Source organism: Streptosporangium sp. NPDC000239, from assembly GCF_040300765.1.
GTDB lineage: Bacteria > Actinomycetota > Actinomycetes > Streptosporangiales > Streptosporangiaceae > Streptosporangium.
On sequence record NZ_JBEPEI010000017.1, the window covers coordinates 1 to 18,174 of the forward strand.

At 69.6% G+C, this 18,174-nt stretch carries 18 protein-coding genes and 1 pseudogene; 13 read left to right on the top strand and 6 right to left on the bottom strand.

The features are described 5' to 3' along the window. From ABT340_RS31695 to ABT340_RS31750, 12 genes and pseudogenes are all read left to right on the top strand, one after another. Positions 1-509 (top strand): GntR family transcriptional regulator (locus ABT340_RS31695; RefSeq protein WP_352014545.1); only part of this gene is annotated, 509 nt, incomplete at its 5' end. Then, positions 506-1,261 (top strand): CoA transferase subunit A, encoded by a 756-nt coding sequence (locus tag ABT340_RS31700; protein WP_352014546.1) that lies wholly within the window; start codon positions 506-508, stop codon positions 1,259-1,261. The genes ABT340_RS31695 and ABT340_RS31700, both read left to right, overlap by 4 nt. Before the next feature lie 107 nt (positions 1,262-1,368). After that, positions 1,369-2,085, top strand: a complete 717-nt coding sequence (locus ABT340_RS31705; RefSeq protein ID WP_352014547.1) for a CoA-transferase — start codon at positions 1,369-1,371, stop codon at positions 2,083-2,085. Continuing rightward, on the top strand, positions 2,070-2,999 hold the full coding sequence (locus tag ABT340_RS31710) for a phosphotriesterase family protein (RefSeq protein ID WP_352014548.1): 930 nt from the start codon (positions 2,070-2,072) through the stop codon (positions 2,997-2,999). Before ABT340_RS31705 ends, ABT340_RS31710 begins: the two co-directional genes overlap by 16 nt. 45 nt (positions 3,000-3,044) lie before the next feature. Then, positions 3,045-3,836 (top strand): enoyl-CoA hydratase/isomerase family protein, encoded by a 792-nt coding sequence (locus ABT340_RS31715; protein WP_352014549.1) that lies wholly within the window; start codon positions 3,045-3,047, stop codon positions 3,834-3,836. A 289-nt stretch (positions 3,837-4,125) separates the two neighbouring features. Then, positions 4,126-5,640 carry an ABC transporter substrate-binding protein gene (locus tag ABT340_RS31720; RefSeq protein WP_352014550.1) on the top strand — a complete coding sequence of 505 codons (1,515 nt, stop codon included), beginning with the start codon at positions 4,126-4,128 and terminating at the stop codon, positions 5,638-5,640. 22 nt (positions 5,641-5,662) lie between these two features. Next, positions 5,663-6,427: an enoyl-CoA hydratase/isomerase family protein gene (locus ABT340_RS31725; protein ID WP_352014551.1), complete on the top strand. Its 765-nt coding sequence runs from the start codon at positions 5,663-5,665 to the stop codon at positions 6,425-6,427. A gap of 39 nt (positions 6,428-6,466) precedes the next feature. Further along, a complete protein-coding gene (locus ABT340_RS31730; RefSeq protein WP_352014552.1) occupies positions 6,467-7,525 on the top strand; it encodes an LLM class F420-dependent oxidoreductase in 1,059 nt (352 codons plus the stop codon). Further along, entirely contained in the window at positions 7,525-8,463 is a 939-nt protein-coding gene (locus ABT340_RS31735) for an ABC transporter permease (RefSeq protein ID WP_352014553.1), read from the top strand. The genes ABT340_RS31730 and ABT340_RS31735 overlap by 1 nt, the downstream gene beginning before the upstream one ends. Before the next feature lie 94 nt (positions 8,464-8,557). Further along, positions 8,558-9,469, top strand: coding sequence for an ABC transporter permease (locus ABT340_RS31740; RefSeq protein WP_352014554.1), 912 nt, complete (start codon positions 8,558-8,560; stop codon positions 9,467-9,469). Between the two features lie 34 nt (positions 9,470-9,503). Beyond that, a complete protein-coding gene (locus tag ABT340_RS31745; protein WP_352014555.1) occupies positions 9,504-10,562 on the top strand; it encodes an ABC transporter ATP-binding protein in 1,059 nt (352 codons plus the stop codon). Positions 10,563-10,773: 211 nt separating this feature from the next. Then, positions 10,774-11,619 (top strand): annotated as a pseudogene (locus ABT340_RS31750) (ABC transporter ATP-binding protein); the annotation flags it as partial. Positions 11,620-11,683: 64 nt separating this feature from the next. Here the strand turns inward: ABT340_RS31750 and ABT340_RS31755 are convergent. From ABT340_RS31755 to ABT340_RS31780, 6 genes are all read right to left on the bottom strand, one after another. Then, positions 11,684-12,049: a cupin domain-containing protein gene (locus tag ABT340_RS31755; protein ID WP_352014556.1), complete on the bottom strand. Its 366-nt coding sequence runs from the start codon at positions 12,047-12,049 to the stop codon at positions 11,684-11,686. Between the two features lie 150 nt (positions 12,050-12,199). Further along, positions 12,200-13,225, bottom strand: a complete 1,026-nt coding sequence (locus ABT340_RS31760) for an alpha/beta hydrolase (protein WP_352014557.1) — start codon at positions 13,223-13,225, stop codon at positions 12,200-12,202. 253 nt (positions 13,226-13,478) lie between these two features. Continuing rightward, the gene (locus ABT340_RS31765; RefSeq protein ID WP_352014558.1) at positions 13,479-14,303 is read right to left on the bottom strand and encodes a MoaF C-terminal domain-containing protein; all 825 of its coding nucleotides are present in this window, start codon (positions 14,301-14,303) and stop codon (positions 13,479-13,481) included. 428 nt (positions 14,304-14,731) lie between these two features. Continuing rightward, positions 14,732-15,685, bottom strand: a complete 954-nt coding sequence (locus ABT340_RS31770) for an NAD(P)H-dependent flavin oxidoreductase (protein WP_352014559.1) — start codon at positions 15,683-15,685, stop codon at positions 14,732-14,734. After that, positions 15,682-17,310 (bottom strand): AMP-binding protein, encoded by a 1,629-nt coding sequence (locus ABT340_RS31775; RefSeq protein ID WP_352014560.1) that lies wholly within the window; start codon positions 17,308-17,310, stop codon positions 15,682-15,684. The genes ABT340_RS31770 and ABT340_RS31775 overlap by 4 nt, the downstream gene beginning before the upstream one ends. A 145-nt stretch (positions 17,311-17,455) precedes the next feature. Beyond that, the gene (locus ABT340_RS31780; RefSeq protein WP_352014561.1) at positions 17,456-17,941 is read right to left on the bottom strand and encodes a MarR family winged helix-turn-helix transcriptional regulator; all 486 of its coding nucleotides are present in this window, start codon (positions 17,939-17,941) and stop codon (positions 17,456-17,458) included. A gap of 60 nt (positions 17,942-18,001) precedes the next feature. Between ABT340_RS31780 and ABT340_RS31785 the strand changes: the two genes are divergently transcribed. Continuing rightward, positions 18,002-18,139 (top strand): hypothetical protein, encoded by a 138-nt coding sequence (locus ABT340_RS31785; RefSeq protein WP_352014562.1) that lies wholly within the window; start codon positions 18,002-18,004, stop codon positions 18,137-18,139. The last annotated feature ends 35 nt before the right edge of the window (positions 18,140-18,174 follow it).

Below are 18,174 nucleotides of genomic sequence, written 5' to 3' on the forward strand. Positions count from 1 at the left end.
TCCGGGAGATCAGCCCGCAGGAGATCACCGACGTCTACCAGATCAAGACCGCGCTGGAACCCATGATGGCCGCGTGGGCCGCCGTACGCGGCACCCGGGAACAACGTGCCGCGTTCCGCGGGACCTTCGACGAGCTCGAACGGCTGGCTCACTCCAACGACGTCCAGGAATACGTGCGGGCGCTGGAGGAACGCCGTGAGGCACTGCTCACGATGGCCAGGAGTGACGGGTTGCGAGACTCGTTCGCGGTGCTCGACGGGCGGGTGCGCCTGCTGCGGTTCCGCAACCTCAGCCAGCCGGGCAGGCTCACCGAGTCCGCGGCTCAGCACCGTTCCATCGCGGAGGCGATCGAGGCCGGTGATCCCGACGCCGCCTACGTCGCCATGCGGGACCACATGCTGGACGCCACCGCACGGGTGCGCCTTCTCGTGGTGTCGGAGCAGCCGAACGGCGACCCGGCGCCCACCGCCTACTCAAAGTTGTCGAAACGCACGGAAGGTGCCAGATGATCAACAAGGTCGTGGAGTCGGCGGCCGAGGCCGTCGCCGACATCGAAAGCGGTTCGATGATCGCTTTCGGCGGTTTCGTCGGAGTGCCCGGTGTCCCGAGCACCCTGATCAAGGCGATCGCCGAGCGCGGCCTGCGCGACCTGACGATCATCGCGTGTGAGTCAGGCCGCGGTCGCGCCGGCGCGCAGTCGTACGGGGTCCCCGGCGGCGGCCAGCCGTACATCCCGGAGCCTGAGGACGGCGTCTACCCCGTCGGGTACCTCGCCGAGCTCGGCCAGGTGCGCAAGGCGATCACCACCTTCTCCTCGCTCAACAACCCGAACTTCGACGGGCCGTTGGAGGCGGGTGTCCGGCGGGGCGAGGTGGAGATCGAGCTGATCGGGCAGGGCAGTCTGTGCGAACGGCTGCGCTGCGGGCGCGCGGGTCTCGGCGGTGTCTACACCCCGGTCGGCGCGGGCACGAAGATCGGCGCGGGCAAGGACATCCGTCACTTCGACGGCGTGCCGCACGTTCTTGAGACGGCGCTGCGCCCCGATTTCGCCATCATCTCCGCCTACCAGGCCGACCGGTTCGGCAACCTCGTCTACCGGCACGGCGCCAGGACGACGAACCCCGTCGTGGCCGGCAGCGGCAACGTGACGATCGTGGAGGTCGAGGAGGTCGTCGACTACCTGGACCCGCAGCACATCGTCACCCCCAGTCCGTACGTGGACCGGATCGTCCTGAGTGACAGGCGCCTCATGGTGAGGTGACCAGCGGTCCAGCGAGTTCCAGGACCGAGGCGGTCGGGCGGCCTCGGGTGAATCCATCCTCGGGAAAGGAGTTCGGGGGACACTGGGCCCGAACCCCCGGCCAGGCTATGACGCCAGCTCAACACCCCTCCGCGCCATCCCTGACCAGGGTTGGAATCGCGCGACGCATCTCACAGGACTTCCGTGAGGGAGACGTCATCAACCTGGGCGTCGGAGTGCCCATGCTGTGCAGCCTCTTCATCGAGGACGACGAGGACATCTTCCTGCACAGCGAGCACGGCGTCCTCGGGCACGGCAGGCAGGCCCGTACCCAGGACGAGGTCGATCCGTCGCTGGCCACGGCAGGCCGGCAGCCGATCATCCCCCGTCCCGGGATGGTCGTCATGGACCACGCCGAGTCCTTCGCCCTGATCCGGGGCGGTCACCTCGACGCGACGATCCTGGGAGCGTTCCAGGTGAGCGTGCAGGGCGACCTCGCCAACTTCTGGCTGCCCGGGGCGATCGCGGGTGCGATCGGCGGCGCCCAGGACCTCGCGTTCTGTGCCCGGCGGGTGATCGTCGCCATGCAGCTGCTGCCGCGCCCGCGGCGGTTCGTCAACCGGCTCGAACTGGAGATGACCGCGCCGCGGTGCGTCGACCGGCTGGTCACCGACATCGGCGTGATCGATCTGGAGGACGGCAGGGCGATCGTCCGCGAGCTCGTGCCCGGCTGGAGCCTTGAGGACGCCCAGCGGCTCACCGAGGTGGAGCTCGTGGCCGCACCGGAGGGCATCGCCGAGGTGACGCTCAAGAGCGACAGGGACGACCTGTGGCACGCGGCGTAGCGGACGTCCGGACCGTCGAGACCGTACGCGGCCCGGTCGCGGCGTCGGAGCTGGGCCGGATCCTGCCGCACGAGCACGTGGTCTGCGACCTCATCAAGGACCGGCCGCGTCCCGACCCCACCCTGGACGAGTCCGAGGACGCCGTGGCCGACCTCAAGGAGTTCAAGGCGGCGGGCGGCAGCACGATCATCGACTGCACGAACAACGGCCTGGGAAGGAACCCCGGTCTGCTGCGTTCGGTCTCCGAGCAGACCGGCGTGCACATCGTGATGGGCTGCGGCTGGTACCGCGAGTCCTTCTACGAGGAGGACATGAACAAGGTCAGCGTCGCGGAGCTGACCGAGATCCTCCTTGAGGACGTCAGGACCGGGGTGCACGGCATCCGGCCGGGCGTGATCGGCGAGATCGGGGCCGACCACGGCTACCTGTCCGCGGTCGAGGAGCGGGTGCTGCGCGCCGCGGCGAGGGTCCAGAAGGAGACCGATCTCGGGCTCGTCCTGCACGCGGTGAAGAGCGACGTCGGGAGATGGCAGCTCGACGTGCTTGAGGAGGAGGGCTGCGACCTGCGGCGGGTCGCCGTGGCCCACTGCGACATGTACCCCTACCTCGACTACCACGAGCTGCTCGCGAAGCGCGGCGCGCTGGTGAGCTACGACCGCAACGGCCCCCGCAACCCCCACCAGCAGGAACGGCGCATCCGCAACATGGTGGAGTTCATCCGCCGGGGCTGGGCGTCGCACCTGCTGATCTCCCACGACGTGTGCATCCCGGGGGACCGCGCCGGCGCGGGAGGACCCGGATACGCGTACGCGCTGAAGCAGGTCGTGCCCGACCTGCTGGAGGCCGGGGTCCCCGGGGAGGTCGTCGAGTCCATCATGGTGGACAACCCCGTGCGCCTTCTCGTCGGCTCCTGATCCCTCCCATCCCAGCCATGTTCCATCGACGTCAGGAGAGAACGAGTGACTGACAACCCAGAGGTGGTGCTGTGCCGGACCGAAGGGCGGGTGCGCGTCATCACCCTCAACCGTCCCCGGGTCCGCAACGCGCTGAACGGCGAGATGATGCGGCGCTTCCACCAGGCGGTGGACGACGCGGTCGCCGATCCGGATGTCGGCGCGATCGTCGTCACCGGCAACGGCCCCGCGTTCTCGGCGGGCGCCGACCTCAAGGAGGCCGGGACGGGTCCCCGGCCTGACGACCTGTGGGACCGGTACGCGCACGCGGTCGACAACGACCGGATCTACGAGCGGTTGTCGCGGGTGCCGTTGCCGGTGATCGCCGCGGTCAACGGGTTCGCCGTGGGCGGCGGTTGCGCGCTCGCGGTGTCGTGCGACGTCGTCATCGCGGCCGACACGGCGCGGTTCGGCTATCCCGAGACCAACCACGGGATCGCCCCGGTCACGGTGGCGGTCGGCCTGAGCCGGGTGGTCGGGCGCCTGCAGGCCCTCGACCTGCTGTTGTCGGGCCGGTTCTTCGACGCGGTCGAGGCCCACGCGATGGGCATGGTCACCAGGATCGTCCCCGCCGACGACCTGATGACCGAGGCCGTCGGCTACGCGCAGGCCCTGGCGGAGAAGTCGCCGACCGCGATCCGCCTCACCAAGCGGGTCTTCCGGGCCGTCCAGGAGCTCGACTACGACCACGCCTTCGAGTACGCCCGCGACGTCAGCCTGATGACCCGCGAGGCGATGACCGGCGGTCTCGGGGTGACGAGGTCGCCGGCCGGTACGGAGAACCGAGCCGCGGAATAGCCATTGTACATGTGATATTTCAGGTGTAACATTCAAGGCTATACCGCAAGAGAAATCAGCCAAGCGCGGATTTCCATCACTCGGGGACGGGATCGCCGCCGTCTCGGCACGACCCCTATCAATCATTCCTTGGACTTTCGGAATCGGGTCAGTGCCCGGGACATGGGAGCGAACAATGAAGGTACGCAGGGTTGTTGCCCCTGCCGCGCTGGTCACGATACTGGCGGCCGCCGGTTGTGGCGGTGGTGAAGGTCCGGCGACGAACGAGCGGCCGACCATCCGATGGGGCGTGGCCACCGAGGGCATCACGTCGATGGACCCGGTCCGTGCCGTACAGCCGGTCGACCGCAGCCTGTCGATGATGTTGTTCGACGGCCTCGTCCGTTATCAGCCGGGTAACGCGACGGCGCCGTTCGAGCCGGGGATCGCGAAGGAGATCCCGCAGCCCGCGACGCAGGACGGCAAGCAGGTCTGGACGATCGCGCTCCGCACAGGCGTGAAGTGTCCCGCGGGCCAGAAGACCCCGGCGTACGACCTGACGTCCGACGACGTGGTGTTCTCGCTGAAGCGGGCGGCCGACCCCGAGAAGTCGACGTTCGCCTCGGTGTTCGCCGCCTACGACACGGTCGAGGCGGTGGACGCAGGCACCGTGAAGGTGACGATGAAGCAGCCGGTCTCGCCCGCCGCGTTCCTGCCCACGATCTCGAACTGGCAGGGCGGGCTCGTGGTGTGCAAGAAGGCGGTCGAGGCCGAGGGCGAGGACTTCGGCAAGCGCCCCGTGGGGCCGGGGCCGTTCAAGTTCGAGAGCTGGACCCCGGGCCAGCGCATCACGTTGCTGGCCAACGACGACTACTACCTGGGCAAGCCGCTGTCCGCCGGGTGGGACATCCGGTTCATGGCGGACGACACGGCCAGGCAGGCCGCCCTGTTCGGCGGTGACCTCGACGTCGCGTCGCCCACCGCGACCGGCGACAAGGGCCTTGAGGTCATCGACTCCAGGAAGGGGTTCAAGGTCGTCGAGACTCCGCTCTTCGGCACCTGGTACCTGTTGTTCAACACGAAGGTCGGCCCGACCGCCAACCCTGAGGTGCGCAAGGCGCTGGCCTACGCGGTGAACCGCGAAGACTACGTGACCCTGACCGGGAAGCGGACCGCGAAGCCGACGCTCAGCGTGTGGGGGGCCCAGCTGCCGGGCGGCGTCCCCGACGCCCACGTGGAACAGGCAGGCCTGGCGTACGAGTTCGACGTGGCCAAGGCCCGCCAGATGCTCGCGGCGGCGGGATACCCCAACGGCTTCGACGTCACCGTCACCGCGCCCAGCAACGCGACCACCTTCCAGGTCCTCCAGGCCCAGATGAAGGCGATCGGTGTCAACGTCAAGATCAAGACGGTGGACGTGCCGACCTGGCAGACGGCGATCATGACCGGCCAGGAGCCGCTCATGCTCACCCTCATCTCCTACCGGCCCACGCCGCAGATCCCGTACACGGACTTCTTCTACGGCCCCTCGGCCGTACGGGGCGGCAAGCACCCGGCGCAGAACTTCGGCGGGTACGACGGCGCCGACGCCCTGATCGAGAAGGCGGCCAAGACGTCCGACTCCGCGGAGCAGGCGCGGCTGTGGCAGGAGATCAACGACAAGATCCTCTCGGACGCCGCGGCGAAGCCGCTCTTCGTGGCCTACCAGGCCTACGGCGCGGTCTGCGGGTTCACCATGGGCGGCGTCGAGCCGCCGACCACGATTCCCGGCAACTGGCAGCCGAGTTACAAGTCCACCGTCGATGCCCAAGCGAAGGACTGCTGATCCCACGCGGTGCGGAGAAGCTGTGCGGAAGAGAGGTGCTGTAGTGGCCGAGGTCGAGTTCCAGGTCGTGACCGATGGCGTCGGCGTCATCACACTGAATCGGCCGGAGAAGCTCAACGCGTTCAACTTCGAGATGCACCGGCAGCTGGCGGCGGTGCTCACCGGTGACGAACTGCAGGACTGCCGCGCGGTCGTGCTGCGGGCCGAGGGCAGGGCGTTCTGCGGCGGCACCGACCTCAGCGAGCTGGGCGACCATTTAGGGCAGAGCAGGACGCCCTCGTTCGAGGTGTCCACCGGAACCGAGATGTCGCACAACTTCCGGTACGCACGGCCCGTGATCATCGCGGCGGTGCAGGGCTACGCGCTGGGTCTCGGGACGCTGGTCGTGAACCTCACCGACCTCGTGATCGCGAGCGAGGACGCCGTGTTCGGGCACCCGGAGGTCACGCACGGCCTGGTCCAGGGCAACGGCATCCCGCGGCTGCGCGAGGTCGTCGGCACGCGGGCGGCGATGTCGATGCTCGTCACCGGCAGGCGCGTACCCGCGGAGGAGGCCCTGCGGATCGGCATCGTGAACGAGGTCGTGCCCGCGGAACGGCTTGAGGAGAGAGCCATGGAGGTGGCGCGGCAGATCGCGGCGAACCCGGCCTACGCGGTGCACATGGCGAAGAGGTTCTTCTACGAGTCCGCCGACATCCCCTACGGCGCCGCCGTACAGGCGGGCTACCGGGTCATGCGCACCGCGCAGCTGGCCAGGCGGGAGAACGGGGCGAACTTCCAGTGGTGACCACACCACGGGCGGCGACCGAGCCGGAAGGAGCCCCAAGTGATCGATAAGCTCGCCTGCTCGATCTACACGCTGGGTGCCGAAGCCGCCGAGGTCGCCGAGGCCGCCGGTTACGAGTCGGGGTGGACGTCGGAGTCGTACGGCACCGACTCCTTCACCCCCCTGGCCTGGTGGGGCGCCAAGACCAGGACGATGCGCCTCGGCACGGGCGTCGCGCAGATGGCGGCCCGCGCCCCGACCGCGACCGCGATGGCCGCCATGACGCTGGACCGGCTCTCCGGCGGGCGCGTGGTCGTCGGCCTGGGACTGTCCGGCCCGCAGGTGGTCGAGGGGTGGTACGGGATGCCCTTCGAACGGCCGCTGCGGTGGACCCGCGAGTACGTCGCGATCATGCGCGACACGTTCGCGCGGGAGCGGGTCTCCCACAACGGCGAGATCTACAGGCTCCCGGCGACCGGCGGAACCGGGCTGGGGCGCTCGATCCGTCCGGGCATCCGGGACGCCCGTACCGACATCCCCATCTACCTGGGCGCGGAGGGGCCGAAGAACATCTCGCTGGCCGCCGAGATCGCCGACGGCTGGCTGCCGACGAACTTCTCCCCGGAGTTCGACCACTGGTACCGGGAACGGCTTGAGGCCGGGTTCCGCCGCCGGCCCGGGGGACGCCCCGAGAACTTCGAGGTGGCCCCCGGCGTGGCCGTCGCGTTCGGGCCGGACGTCGAGACGGCCGCCGACGAGCTCAGGCCGGGCATCGCCTTCCAGGTCGCGGCCAACGGCGCCGAAGGCATGAACTTCCACTACAACTCCATCGCCCGGCTCGGTTTCGAGGAACCGTGCCGGGAGATCACCGAGCGGTTCAAGGCCCGTGACCGCGAGGGCATGGCGGCCGCCGTACCCACGGAGATGGTCGAGGCGATCGCGCTGGTCGGCCCGCCCGAGAAGGTCCAGCGGGACCTTGAGACGCGGTGGCACAACTGCGTCGCCACGACGATCATCGCGCGGACCTCCGTACAGAACCTGCCCATGCTCGCCCACGTGTTCGCGGCATCGCGAGCCGCCTGCGGCGCACCCGTGACCTCACGAGCGGAGAACGGCTGATGGCGCGTTACTTCCTGAAGCTGTTCGGGCGGCTGCTGCTGACCCTGGCGGTGGTCTCCACCGCAGTCTTCTTCCTGATCCGGCTCACCCCCGGTGGTCCCGCCGTGGCCATCCTGGGCCAGGACGCGTCCCCGGACGCGGTGGCGCGGCTCAACGAGAAGCTCGGGCTCACCGACCCGGTGTTCCTGCAGTACTGGAAGTTCCTGACGCAGCTCGCCCAGGGCGACCTCGGCAACTCGCTCACCAACGGCCTGCCGGTGAGCGAGACGATCCTGAGTGTGCTCCCGCACACGCTCGAACTCGCGGTGGCGGGACTCCTCATCGGCAAGCTCGGCGGCATCACCCTCGGCATCGTGGAAGCGGTGTGGAAGGACAGGTCGCCCGACGTCATCGGGCGGATCCTGTCGCTGATCGGGCTGTCCTTCCCGAGCTTCTTCGTCGCCGTGCTGCTGATCCTGTTCATCGCGCTGCCACTCGGTCTGCCGACCAACGGGGTCGCCTCCTTCGCGGATCTCGGCGCGAACCTGCAACGGATCCTGCTGCCCGCCCTGGCCATGGGGATCGTGAGCACCGCCTACACCTCCCGAATCACCCGCTCGCTCATGGTCGAGGTCATCGGGGAGAACCACGTCCGTACGGCGCGGGCGAAAGGGGTGCGGGAGGGCCGCGTCCTGGTGCGCCACGTGCTCCAGCCCGGCTCGCTTCCCCTCGTCCCGATCGCCGGCATCTCGTTCATCACCCTGGTGGGGGACGCGGTGCTCATCGAGACGGTGTTCGCCCGCCCGGGGCTGGGCAGCCTGATGGTCAACGCCATGCAGGCACGTGACTACGCGACCGTGCAGGGCTGCATCATCGTGATCACCACGGTGATCGTCCTCGTGAACGCGGCCGTCGACGCCCTCTACCACGTCCTCGACCCCCGAACCAAGACGGTGTGAGGTCCTCCATGGATCCGACAGGCATCCGGCCGCTCCGTATCCACAGCACTCGGCGCCCGAGCGACGTCGAGACGACACGAATGCCGGTACGAGCATGACGACGAACGACTCGGGAGCGGTGGTGACCGCCGCCGTCCCCCCGCCGGACAAGGGCGGCTCACGATATGTCTCGCAGCCCCGCAGGAGGGGACTGCGCCGGCTCAATCCGCTGCTGATCATCGGCGGGCTGATAATCACCTTTCTGGTGTTCGTCGCGCTCTTTCCGGCCCTGTTCACCTCCCAGGACCCGGCGCAGCAGGATCTGGCGGCCCAGCTGGAGCCGCCGAGCGCCGAACACTGGCTCGGCCGCGACCAGTTCGGCCGGGACATCTACACGCGGCTGATCTACGGCACCCAGGTCTCGATGGTCATCGGGGTGTCGTCGGTGCTGCTGGGGATGGCCGTGGGCATTCCGGTCGGGATGATCGCCGGCTACTTCCGAGGGAAGACCGAGCGCGTGATCATGTGGATCGTCGACGTGAAGATGGCGTTCCCCGGGCTCATCCTCGCCCTGCTCTTCGTCGCCCTGTTCGGGCAGGGAGTCTGGAACATCACGCTGGCGATCGTGATCGGGATCATCCCGGTGTTCGCGCGGCTCGCGCACGGTCCCGCCCTGGCGTTCCGGGAGCGGGAGTTCGTGAAGAGCAGCATCGTGTTCGGCGCGCGGGCGCCGTGGATCCTGTACAAGCACATCTGGCCCAACCTGCGCAGCGAGATGGTGGTCATCGCCAGCATGACCGCGGCCGTGACGATCCGGATCGAGGCGGGCTTGAGCTTCCTCGGCCTCGGCCTGCCGCCCCCCACGGCCACGTGGGGTGGCATGCTCCGCGACGGCACCACCTACCTGCAGACAGACCCGTTGTTCTCGCTGGTGCCCGGACTGGCGATCTTCGTCGCCGCCCTGGGCTTCAACCTCCTCGGTGACGGGCTGCGGGATGCCCTGGACCCCCGGACCGCGAACAGTTGACCTGCCGGAGACCGGCCGACCCGAAGGTGTGTCGATGACCGACGTGACCGAGTCCGAAATCCACGAACATCCGCGGACCCCGGCGCCGGACGGATGCCTGTCCGTGCGGAACCTGACGACGGTGTTCACGACCAAGCGCGGGACCGTGGCGGCGGTGACCGATGTGAGCTTCGACCTGCGTGCCGGAGAGACACTGGGGATCGTCGGCGAGTCCGGGTCGGGCAAGAGCGTGACCGCGATGTCCATCCTCGGGCTGATCCCGAAGCCCCCGGGCAAGGTCGTGTCCGGCGAGATCCAGGTGGACGGAAAGGACCTGCTGGCGCTGGACCGCCGCAGCCTGCGGGCGGCGAGCGGGTCGGACGTGGCGATGATCTTCCAGGATCCGATGACCTCGCTCAACCCGGTCCACCGGATCGGGGCGCAGATCGCCGAGGGGATCCTGGCCCACCGGCGCAGGCCGTCGAAGGCCGACAGGGAGGCGGCCCGGCGCAGGGCCGTCGAACTGCTCGCGGCCGTCGGGGTGCCGGCGCCGGAGCGGCGCGCCCGGCAGTATCCGCACGAGCTGTCCGGCGGCATGCGGCAGCGGGTGATGATCGCCATGGCGATGAGCTGCGACCCGAAGGTGCTCATCGCCGACGAGCCGACCACCGCGCTCGACGCCACGATCCAGGCGCAGATCATGCGGCTGCTGCGCGAGGTACAGCAGCGCACCAACGTCGGGATCATGCTGATCACCCACGACATCGGCCTGGTGGCACAGAACGTCGACCGCGTCCTGGTCATGTACGCGGGGCGGGTGGTGGAGATGGGCACCGTCGAGGAGGTGCTGGGAAACCCCAAGCACCCCTACACCGTCGGCCTGCTCCGGTGCACGCCGAGCCGGCTGCCTGCGGACTCCGTCCGGCGGCGGCTCACGCCGATCCACGGCCTTCCGCCCAACCCGACGGACCTGCCCCCCGGATGTTCCTTCGCGCCCCGGTGCACTCTCCGCGGCGACCGGGAGCGGTGTCTCCTGGAACAGCCGGAGCTGCGCCCGGCGCCGACGGACGACCACCGGTCCGCATGCCACTTCCTTGAAGAGGTCACCCCCTGAGCGTGTCCCCGCGCTCGTGCTCGACGGTGAGGAGTCGGAACTGATGTTCCACAGCACACAACAAGACGTGGTGGATCCCGCGGAACCGGCCGGTGAGGAACTGCTGCGGATCGAGGGACTCAAGGTCCACTTCCCGCTCGGCAGGCGCAGACGCGGCCGGTACGCCGAGACGGTGTACGCCGTCGACGGCGTGGACTTCACCCTGCACAAGGGCCAGACCGTCTCGCTCGTCGGGGAGTCGGGGTGCGGCAAGTCGACCGTGGCACGGTCACTCGTCGGGCTGGCCCGCCCGACCGCCGGGTCCATCCGGTACAAGGGCATGGACCTGAGGACCGCGAGCCGCAGCCAGATGCGGATGCTGCGGCGGGAGGTGCAGATCGTCTTCCAGGACCCGTTCGCGTCGGTCAACCCGCGGATGCGGGTGCGGGACATCATCGAGGAGCCTCTGCGCGTGCAGGGGCTCCCACGGGACAAGTACGTGGCCGAGGAACTCCTGGAGATGGTCGGGCTCCAGCCCGTGTACGCCAACCGTTTCCCGCACGAGTTCTCCGGCGGGCAGATGCAGCGCATCGGCATCGCGCGCGCGCTCGCGCTGAAGCCGCGGGTGCTGGTGCTCGACGAGCCGATCTCCGCGCTCGACGTGTCGATCCAGGCCCAGATCATCAACCTGCTCATGGACCTGCAGGACGAGCTGGGACTGGCCTACCTGCTCATCGCGCACGACGTGGCCGTCGTGCGCGCCGTCAGCCACCGCGTGCTGGTGATGTACCTGGGCCGGATCGTCGAGGCGGGCCCCGAGGTGCTGTCCGATCCCAGTCACCCGTACACGCAGGCACTGCTGAGCGCCATCCCCTCGGCGGAGGTCGGCTCCCGCGGCTCCAGGAAGGAGATCATCCTTGAGGGCGACGTCCCCAGCCCGACCGACCCGCCGAGCGGCTGCCGGTTCCGCACCCGGTGCTGGAAGGCCGCCGACGTGTGCGCGGAGGAGGAGCCCGGACTGCTCGACCGCACCGGGCTGGGCGTGCTCAACGCCTGCCACTTTCCCGTCCGCGAGTAGCGCGCGAAACGCCGAAGGCCCGGAAGCCGCTGTGGCGGCTTCCGGGCCTTTCCCGCGCCGGAAACTAGAGGCGGTAGATGTGGTACACCTTCTGGAAGGTCTCGTGGACGGTCCAGGTGCCGTTCCAGCCGACGGGGAAAACCGCGCTCGACCCGGGCGTGAGCTTGACGGGTTCGCCGCCGTCCTCCTGCACGGTCATGCTGCCGGAGATCACGTAGATGGACTCCTCCCGGTTGGGGTACTCCCAACGGGACGAGCCGGGCGCGCACTCCCAGGTGCCGATGATGAACTTCTTGTCCTCGCTCATGTGCAGGACGCGGTTGCGGGTGAGAATCTCGGCGGGCTCGATGGGCGTGGCACTCGGCGGTACGAGAGGCCGCTGCTTCGAGTCGCTCAGATCAAGGTCTTCGGGGCGAAAGTTCATCGTCATGGATCGCTCCTCACTTCGTCGGGATCGCCGGACGGCCCGGCCCCGGTCCTCGCCGGGGCCGATGGCGGCGGTGCTGCGTGAAGTCTTCCTTTGAATTCTATACTTGATATATCACATGTCAAATCTGGTGCGTATAAAGCGCGACGGTCGTCACCCGTGCGCCCCGCCGCCCGGCCCGCTGTCCCCGGCCTCCCAGGCGGTCGCGCGGGGGAGATCGAGGACACGTTCGAGCCAGGAGCCCCGGGCGGCCTTCGACGCCCGGCTGACCGTGGTTCCTGGAGCCTGCTCCGTGAAGCCGTGGAACGCCCCCGCCCAGATGTGCAGCTCGGCCTGGCCGCCGACCGCCCAGATGCGTGTCGCGTAGTCGACGGCCTCGTCACGGAACACCTCGCAGGCGCCCGCGTCGATGTAGGCGGGCGGGAGACCGGACAGGTCGGTCGCCCGCGACGGCGCGGCGTACGGGGACACCTCCGGGCCGCCCGCGTCGTCGCCCAGCAGGAAACGCCAGCCCCAGAGGTTGCTGTTACGGTCCCACCAGCCGATCCCGTCGTACTGGTGACTCGACGCCGTGGTGTTCCTGTCGTCGATCATCGGGCAGTACAGCCCCTGCCCGGCGATGGCGGGCCCACCCCGGTCACGCGCCAGCAGCGACACGCCCGCGGCGAGGCCGCCGCCCGCGCTGCGCCCCATCACGACGATCCGTCCGGGGTCGAAGCCCAGTTCGCCGGCGTGCTCGGAGACCCAGACGAGGCCCGCGTAGCAGTCCTCGACCGGCGCGGGATGCGGATGCTCGGGCGCGAGCCGGTACTCGACCGAGACCGCGACGAGCCCGTAGACGTCGACGAGCTCCACGAAGCTCTCCATGGACCAGAACCGGTTGCCCATGCACATCCCGCCGCCGTGGATGTTGTACAGCGCGGCCGGCGTCGTGACCCCGCCCTTCGGGCGCAGGATCGAGACGGTGAGGTCGGGGGCTCCCGCCGGGCCCGGGATCACCCGGTCCTCGAACTCCACCGGACGGTCGCCGAGGATCTCCTCGATGGGCTTGGTCATCGACCCGCCGCCGTCGCGTCCCGCGCGTACGGTCTCCGGGCCGAGCGGCGGGCCCCCGCCGACGTGGAGCGCCTCGTAGGCGGGCAGAAGGTCGGGGTCGAACGGGACGGGTGTCACGGTCATCGGGATTCCTTCGGGTCTCGGGCAGGGGGGAACGGCCGCGTCCCCGTGTCGGCGGAAACCGGCCTGTGAGGGGGAGTCGTCCAGGGCTCGGCGCCCCTGGGCTCGTAGGCCCCGGTTCCGCGTCCGGCCGGGCGCGTGACGCCGTTTCGAGGGGAAAACAGCTTAGATACTAGATGTAATGTATCAATTCATCTATTATGTGATGGGGCGCCCGGGCCGGACGGCACACGCCGTCCGGCCCGGGAAACCGGGTCTAACGCGCCGGGTCGAACTCGGCGGGATAGACCGTCGTGCCGATCAGCCTGCCGAACCCGTCGAGCGTGAAATGGTCGAGGACCTGCCGGGACTCGTCGAGCCCGAACAGCACGCCCCGCGAACGGACGCTGCGGATGTCACGGTGGTCGGCGACCGTCACCGCCGCGCAGGGGAGCGCCTTCTCCCGCCAGGCGAACAGGAAGATGCCGGGGCGCAGTTCGTAGGCGGTGCACTCGTCGGTGTCCGCGAGCCCCTCCTCGGAACCGGCCAGGCACTGCCAGGCGTACTGCCGCGGTCCGAGGTAGATGTGCTCGTACACGCGGTCGTGGCCGTACTCCCACAGCACACGGCGGCCGGTGAGCGCGGTGGACGGCGCGGGCGGGAGCATGGTCGACTCGACGCCCTCGATCCGTGCCGTGGCGAAGCACTGCAGGACCCGGGGCCGGCCCGGTGAGGGATCGCCGGCCAGGGTGAGCACAGAAAGCGCGTGCCCGCTCGTGAAGTCGAGCGCGAGGCTCACGGACTCCGTCGGCGTCTGGGTGTGGCGGAACTGTACGTAGAAGAGATCGTCCGCGACCCGGAACGCGTCGTAGCGGCCCTCTCCTGAGGCCGAGACGTCGTCTCCGCGCCCCGGGCTACGCGTCCACGTGACGGTGTCCGCACCGAAACGGTGCGTGATGCGGGTGCCGTGGTCGTCGTAGAGCACGACCACGCGGCCGACGAGGGCGGGCGGCGGATCGGTTCTGGTGAGACCGATGTCCGCGGCCGCGAGGAGTCCGTGGACGGGTTGACGGATCGAGGCTTCGGAAAGGTCGCTGATCATGGTTCTCCTCACCGGAGGAAGACGGAGGCGAGGGTGAGCGAGGAGGCCACGGGCGCGGATGGGGCAGCGCCAGTGGCTCCCGCTCGGCTCATCGAGCTCGGTTTCGTCCGCGACGGCGGACTCTGGTCTGTAAGTAAGCGCGCGGCTGTACGCCGGTCGTCAGATGTAACGCTGGTTGTGTGGAGCGGGATGAACGAGACGGAGACGGCGCGGTGGGACCCGGCGAACGCCGTGGCGACGTGACCGATCCGCGCCTCTTGAACAGGATCGTTCAAGACTTACCTCCCTTGCCTCAAGGGCAAAGCTTGCCGATCCCATATGGCATCCCGCCAGGTTCGGTGCTGTCAAGGTGATTTGAGCGGGCACCGGATCGGGTGATCGCCGCACGTCCGGTGCCGACGGTGCGCTCCGGAGCGTGTCGGCGGCCGTCACAGCGGGGGGCGGAGCCGCTCACAGGCCTCGACGTACTCAGCGACGATCCGCTCGACGATCTCGGCCGCGGGGAGCACCGAGTGGATGAGCCCGGCGGACTGACCCGCCTCGGCCTTGCCCCAGGTGACGTCGCCGTACAGCGCGGCGTCCCGCAGCGTCGAGGCCTGGAACGCCTTGCCCCGCACGTCGATGTCCGCGTTGGACTCCTCAAGTTCGATCATTCGGGCGGTGAACTCGTTCGCGAGCGCGCGGGTGACGCCGAGCCCACGACCGACGGCCCGGGTGCCGTCGACGGTCGCGGCGAGGACGGCGGCCTTGTAGTTCGGGTGGACACCCGCCTCGTGGCTGGCGAGGAACCGGGTGCCGAACTGCGCGGCGTCGGCCCCGAGGGCGAGCATCGCGGCGAGGCCCGCGCCGTCGGCGACGCCGCCGGAGGCGATGACGGGGACGCCGGGGACCGCGGTGACGACGGCGCGCACGAGGACCTGCGTGGTGACCATGGCGGGCGGCGGGTGGCCACCCGCTTCCGCGCCGACGACGATCAGCCCGTCGACGCCCGCCGCAGCGGCCTTGTGGGCGTGCTCGATGCCCGCGACGACGTGCAGGCACGTGGTGCCGATGTCGCGGAAGCGATCGAGGTAGCGCTGCGTCCCACCCTGGGCCGCGATCAGGATCGGCGGCCTGCGCCGGAGGAGGAGGTCGATCACCTCGTCGGCGCCCCGCCGGTAGAGGGGAAGGTTGACGGCCCACGGCCGGTCGGTCCCGGCGGCCATCTCGTCGAGTGTGCGTGTCAGGTCGGGGATCCGCATCGGGCCGGCGGCGACGACGCCGAGTCCACCGGCCCGGCTCACGGCGAGCGGCAGGGCGGAGTTGGACGAGGCCCAGGACATGCCGCCCTGGATGATCGGCAGGTCGATTCCGAGCAGGCGGGTGACGGAGGTGGAGATCACGCCCCCACCTCGCTGCGCTCCTGGTCGAGCAGCCCGCGCGCGTGGGCCGCGAGCTGGTTCTTCTGCACCTTCGAGCTCGCGGTCATCCCGATGTCCTCGAACCCGTCCACGATGCGGAGATAGCGGGGGACCTTGAACCCGGCGAGGTGCGTGCGGGACCAGCTGAGCAGTTCCTCCTCGGTGGCGTCGCCGGACTCGGTGAGCACGACGAACGCGAAGGGAACCTCGATCAACCGCTCGTCGGGGACCCCGACCACGGCGGCCTGGTGGACGCCGGGGTGACGGTGCAGGGCGTCCTCGATGTCGGCGGGCGCGACGTTCTCCCCGCCGACCCTGATGATGTCCTTCGTGCGTCCGACGAAGTGCAGCCGCCCGGCCTCGTCGAGGACGCCGATGTCGCCGGTGAACAGCCACCCGTCGGAGTCGATGGTCGCGGCGGTCTGCTTGGCGTCGTCGAGGTAGCCCCGCATGACGTTCCAGCCGCGGACGAGGATCGAACCCGGCTCGCCGGGGGCGCAGTCACGACTGCCGTCGAGGGCGCGGATGCGGACCTCGACACCCGGCTGGACGCGCATCGCGCCGGAGGCCCGTACGGCCTCGTCCTCCCACCAGGCGGACAGCGCGACGTTGGGGGAGGCCTCGGACAGGCCGTAGGCGGCGACACACTCGGTGGCGCCGAGTTCGTCGATCACGCGCCGGATCACGGTGGAGGACGCCGCGACCCAGGCTCCCCGCAGGTACAGCGTCCGCCGGGCGCGGTCGGGGTGGTTGAGCAGCATCAGCGCGATGGTGTCGTTGCCGGAGAAGTGCGTGCACCGTTCCGCCTCGAACAGGCGCAACGCCTCGGCGGGCTCGAAACGGGCCATGGTCACCAGGGTGGTGGCGTGCTGGATCGACGCGAGCACCGAGAGCGTGCTCCCCGCGACGTGGAAGAACGGCCGCGCGCTGTGGTAGCGATCGCCAGGGCGCAGACCGAGGCGTACCCCGGCGAAGAAGGCGTCGGCGCACATGCTGCGGTGGGTGAGCAGCACGCCCTTGGGCCGCGAGGTGGTGCCGGAGGTGTACTGGACCAGCAGGACGTCGTCCGGGTCGGCGGCGGGCGGTACGGTGCCCACCTCGCTCCCCGCCTCGACGAAGTCCGACCACGCGGTCCCCCATTCGGGGACGTTTTCGCCGAGTACGACGACCGACCTGAGCTCGGGCAGGGCCGGGCAGGCCGGGGTCCCGTCGTGACCGATGCCGATCTCGCGCAGCATCGTGATGAAGTCAACGCGCAGGACCCGGTCGGCCACGAACAGGGTGGAGATGCGGGCGTGGTGCAGCGTGTACTCCACCTCACCGGCGGTGAACCGGGTGTTCACCGGGACGGTGACGGCTCCGACGCTCCCGAGGGCGACGAACAGGGCGACCCAGCGTGGCTCGTTGCCGAGGCAGACGCCGACCCGGTCACCGTGCCCGATGCCGGCGGCGGTGAGGGCCGCGCGGATGCGGGCGACCTCCTCGGCCAGCTCGGCGTAGGTGATCCGTTCTTCGGCGGTGACCACCGCCTCGACGTCGGGAGCGAGCAACGCGGCGCGGTCCAGCGCTTCGTGCGCGGTGACAGGACACGCCGTTCTGAGGTCCATCAAGCTTCCTCCGTCCCGGAGTCGGTGCGCCGGACCTGTGGTCCGCCCGGGGCGACGTACGCGCAGACAGTGATCGCGTCGGTCATCGAGCCACCTCCTCGTGCTGGCTCTAGGAGTACGCAAATCTGTTGACGTTGTCAACACTCTAGGGATCGTTTGTGTGGTCGCGTTCCTGGTGCTCCATGTCCAGCGCGAGGTCGGCGAGCTTGTCGAGCGCCCGCACCAGCACCTTTTGCTCCTCCGGGGACAGGACGGCGAGGAACGTCGCGTCGCGCTCGTTCGCCGCGTGTATGAGGCCGCGGTAGACCTCCACGCCCGTCTCGGTGAGCGCCAGCTGGGACGTCCGCCCCGACCCCGCGGTCCGGTTGACCAGACCCCGCTCCGTCAGCTTGGTCACAATGCGGCTCATCTGCGCTTTGTCCAGGCCGGCGCGCCTGGCCAACCGGTTCAGGGTGAGTGTCGGATCGGACGCGATCAGGGCGATCGCCCGCCACTCGCCGAGGGTGACGTCGAACTCGCGGCGGTAGCGCAGGGCCGCGCTGCGGGAGAGGGCCGCCGATGTGCGTGACAGGCGATAAGACAGCAGCTCGGCTATGGGGACGAGATTCCTGACGTTCGCGCGCTCGGACATGGGGAGATCGTAGTAGGCGAGGGCTCGGTGTTGCATCATCAACAACCAGGTCCATCGAGGGTGATCGCCACGGCCGCGTCGGCCGCCTCCTCCACCGGCCGTCCGCCCTTCGCCGGTGCCCTCGCCTCCCTGGCCCTCGCGACGCACGTCGCCGGGGTCCCTCGTGAGGCCGCGGCCGACAGCGGCCGCACACTATGACGCACCGAGGGGCTTGTGGCAAGACCCGGGTCGTG

Excerpts from the sequence above, each read along its gene's own strand:
- ABT340_RS31745 (WP_352014555.1), top strand. The coding sequence starts at position 9,504 with ATGACCGACGTGACCGAGTCCGAAATCCACGAACATCCGCGGACCCCG.
- ABT340_RS31740 (WP_352014554.1), top strand. The coding sequence starts at position 8,558 with ATGACGACGAACGACTCGGGAGCGGTGGTGACCGCCGCCGTCCCCCCG.
- ABT340_RS31705 (WP_352014547.1), top strand. The coding sequence starts at position 1,369 with ATGACGCCAGCTCAACACCCCTCCGCGCCATCCCTGACCAGGGTTGGA.
- ABT340_RS31765 (WP_352014558.1), bottom strand. The coding sequence starts at position 14,303 with ATGATCAGCGACCTTTCCGAAGCCTCGATCCGTCAACCCGTCCACGGA.
- ABT340_RS31775 (WP_352014560.1), bottom strand. The coding sequence starts at position 17,310 with ATGGACCTCAGAACGGCGTGTCCTGTCACCGCGCACGAAGCGCTGGAC.
- ABT340_RS31755 (WP_352014556.1), bottom strand. The coding sequence starts at position 12,049 with ATGACGATGAACTTTCGCCCCGAAGACCTTGATCTGAGCGACTCGAAG.
- ABT340_RS31760 (WP_352014557.1), bottom strand. The coding sequence starts at position 13,225 with ATGACCGTGACACCCGTCCCGTTCGACCCCGACCTTCTGCCCGCCTAC.
- ABT340_RS31780 (WP_352014561.1), bottom strand. The coding sequence starts at position 17,941 with ATGTCCGAGCGCGCGAACGTCAGGAATCTCGTCCCCATAGCCGAGCTG.
- ABT340_RS31700 (WP_352014546.1), top strand. The coding sequence starts at position 506 with ATGATCAACAAGGTCGTGGAGTCGGCGGCCGAGGCCGTCGCCGACATC.
- ABT340_RS31735 (WP_352014553.1), top strand. The coding sequence starts at position 7,525 with ATGGCGCGTTACTTCCTGAAGCTGTTCGGGCGGCTGCTGCTGACCCTG.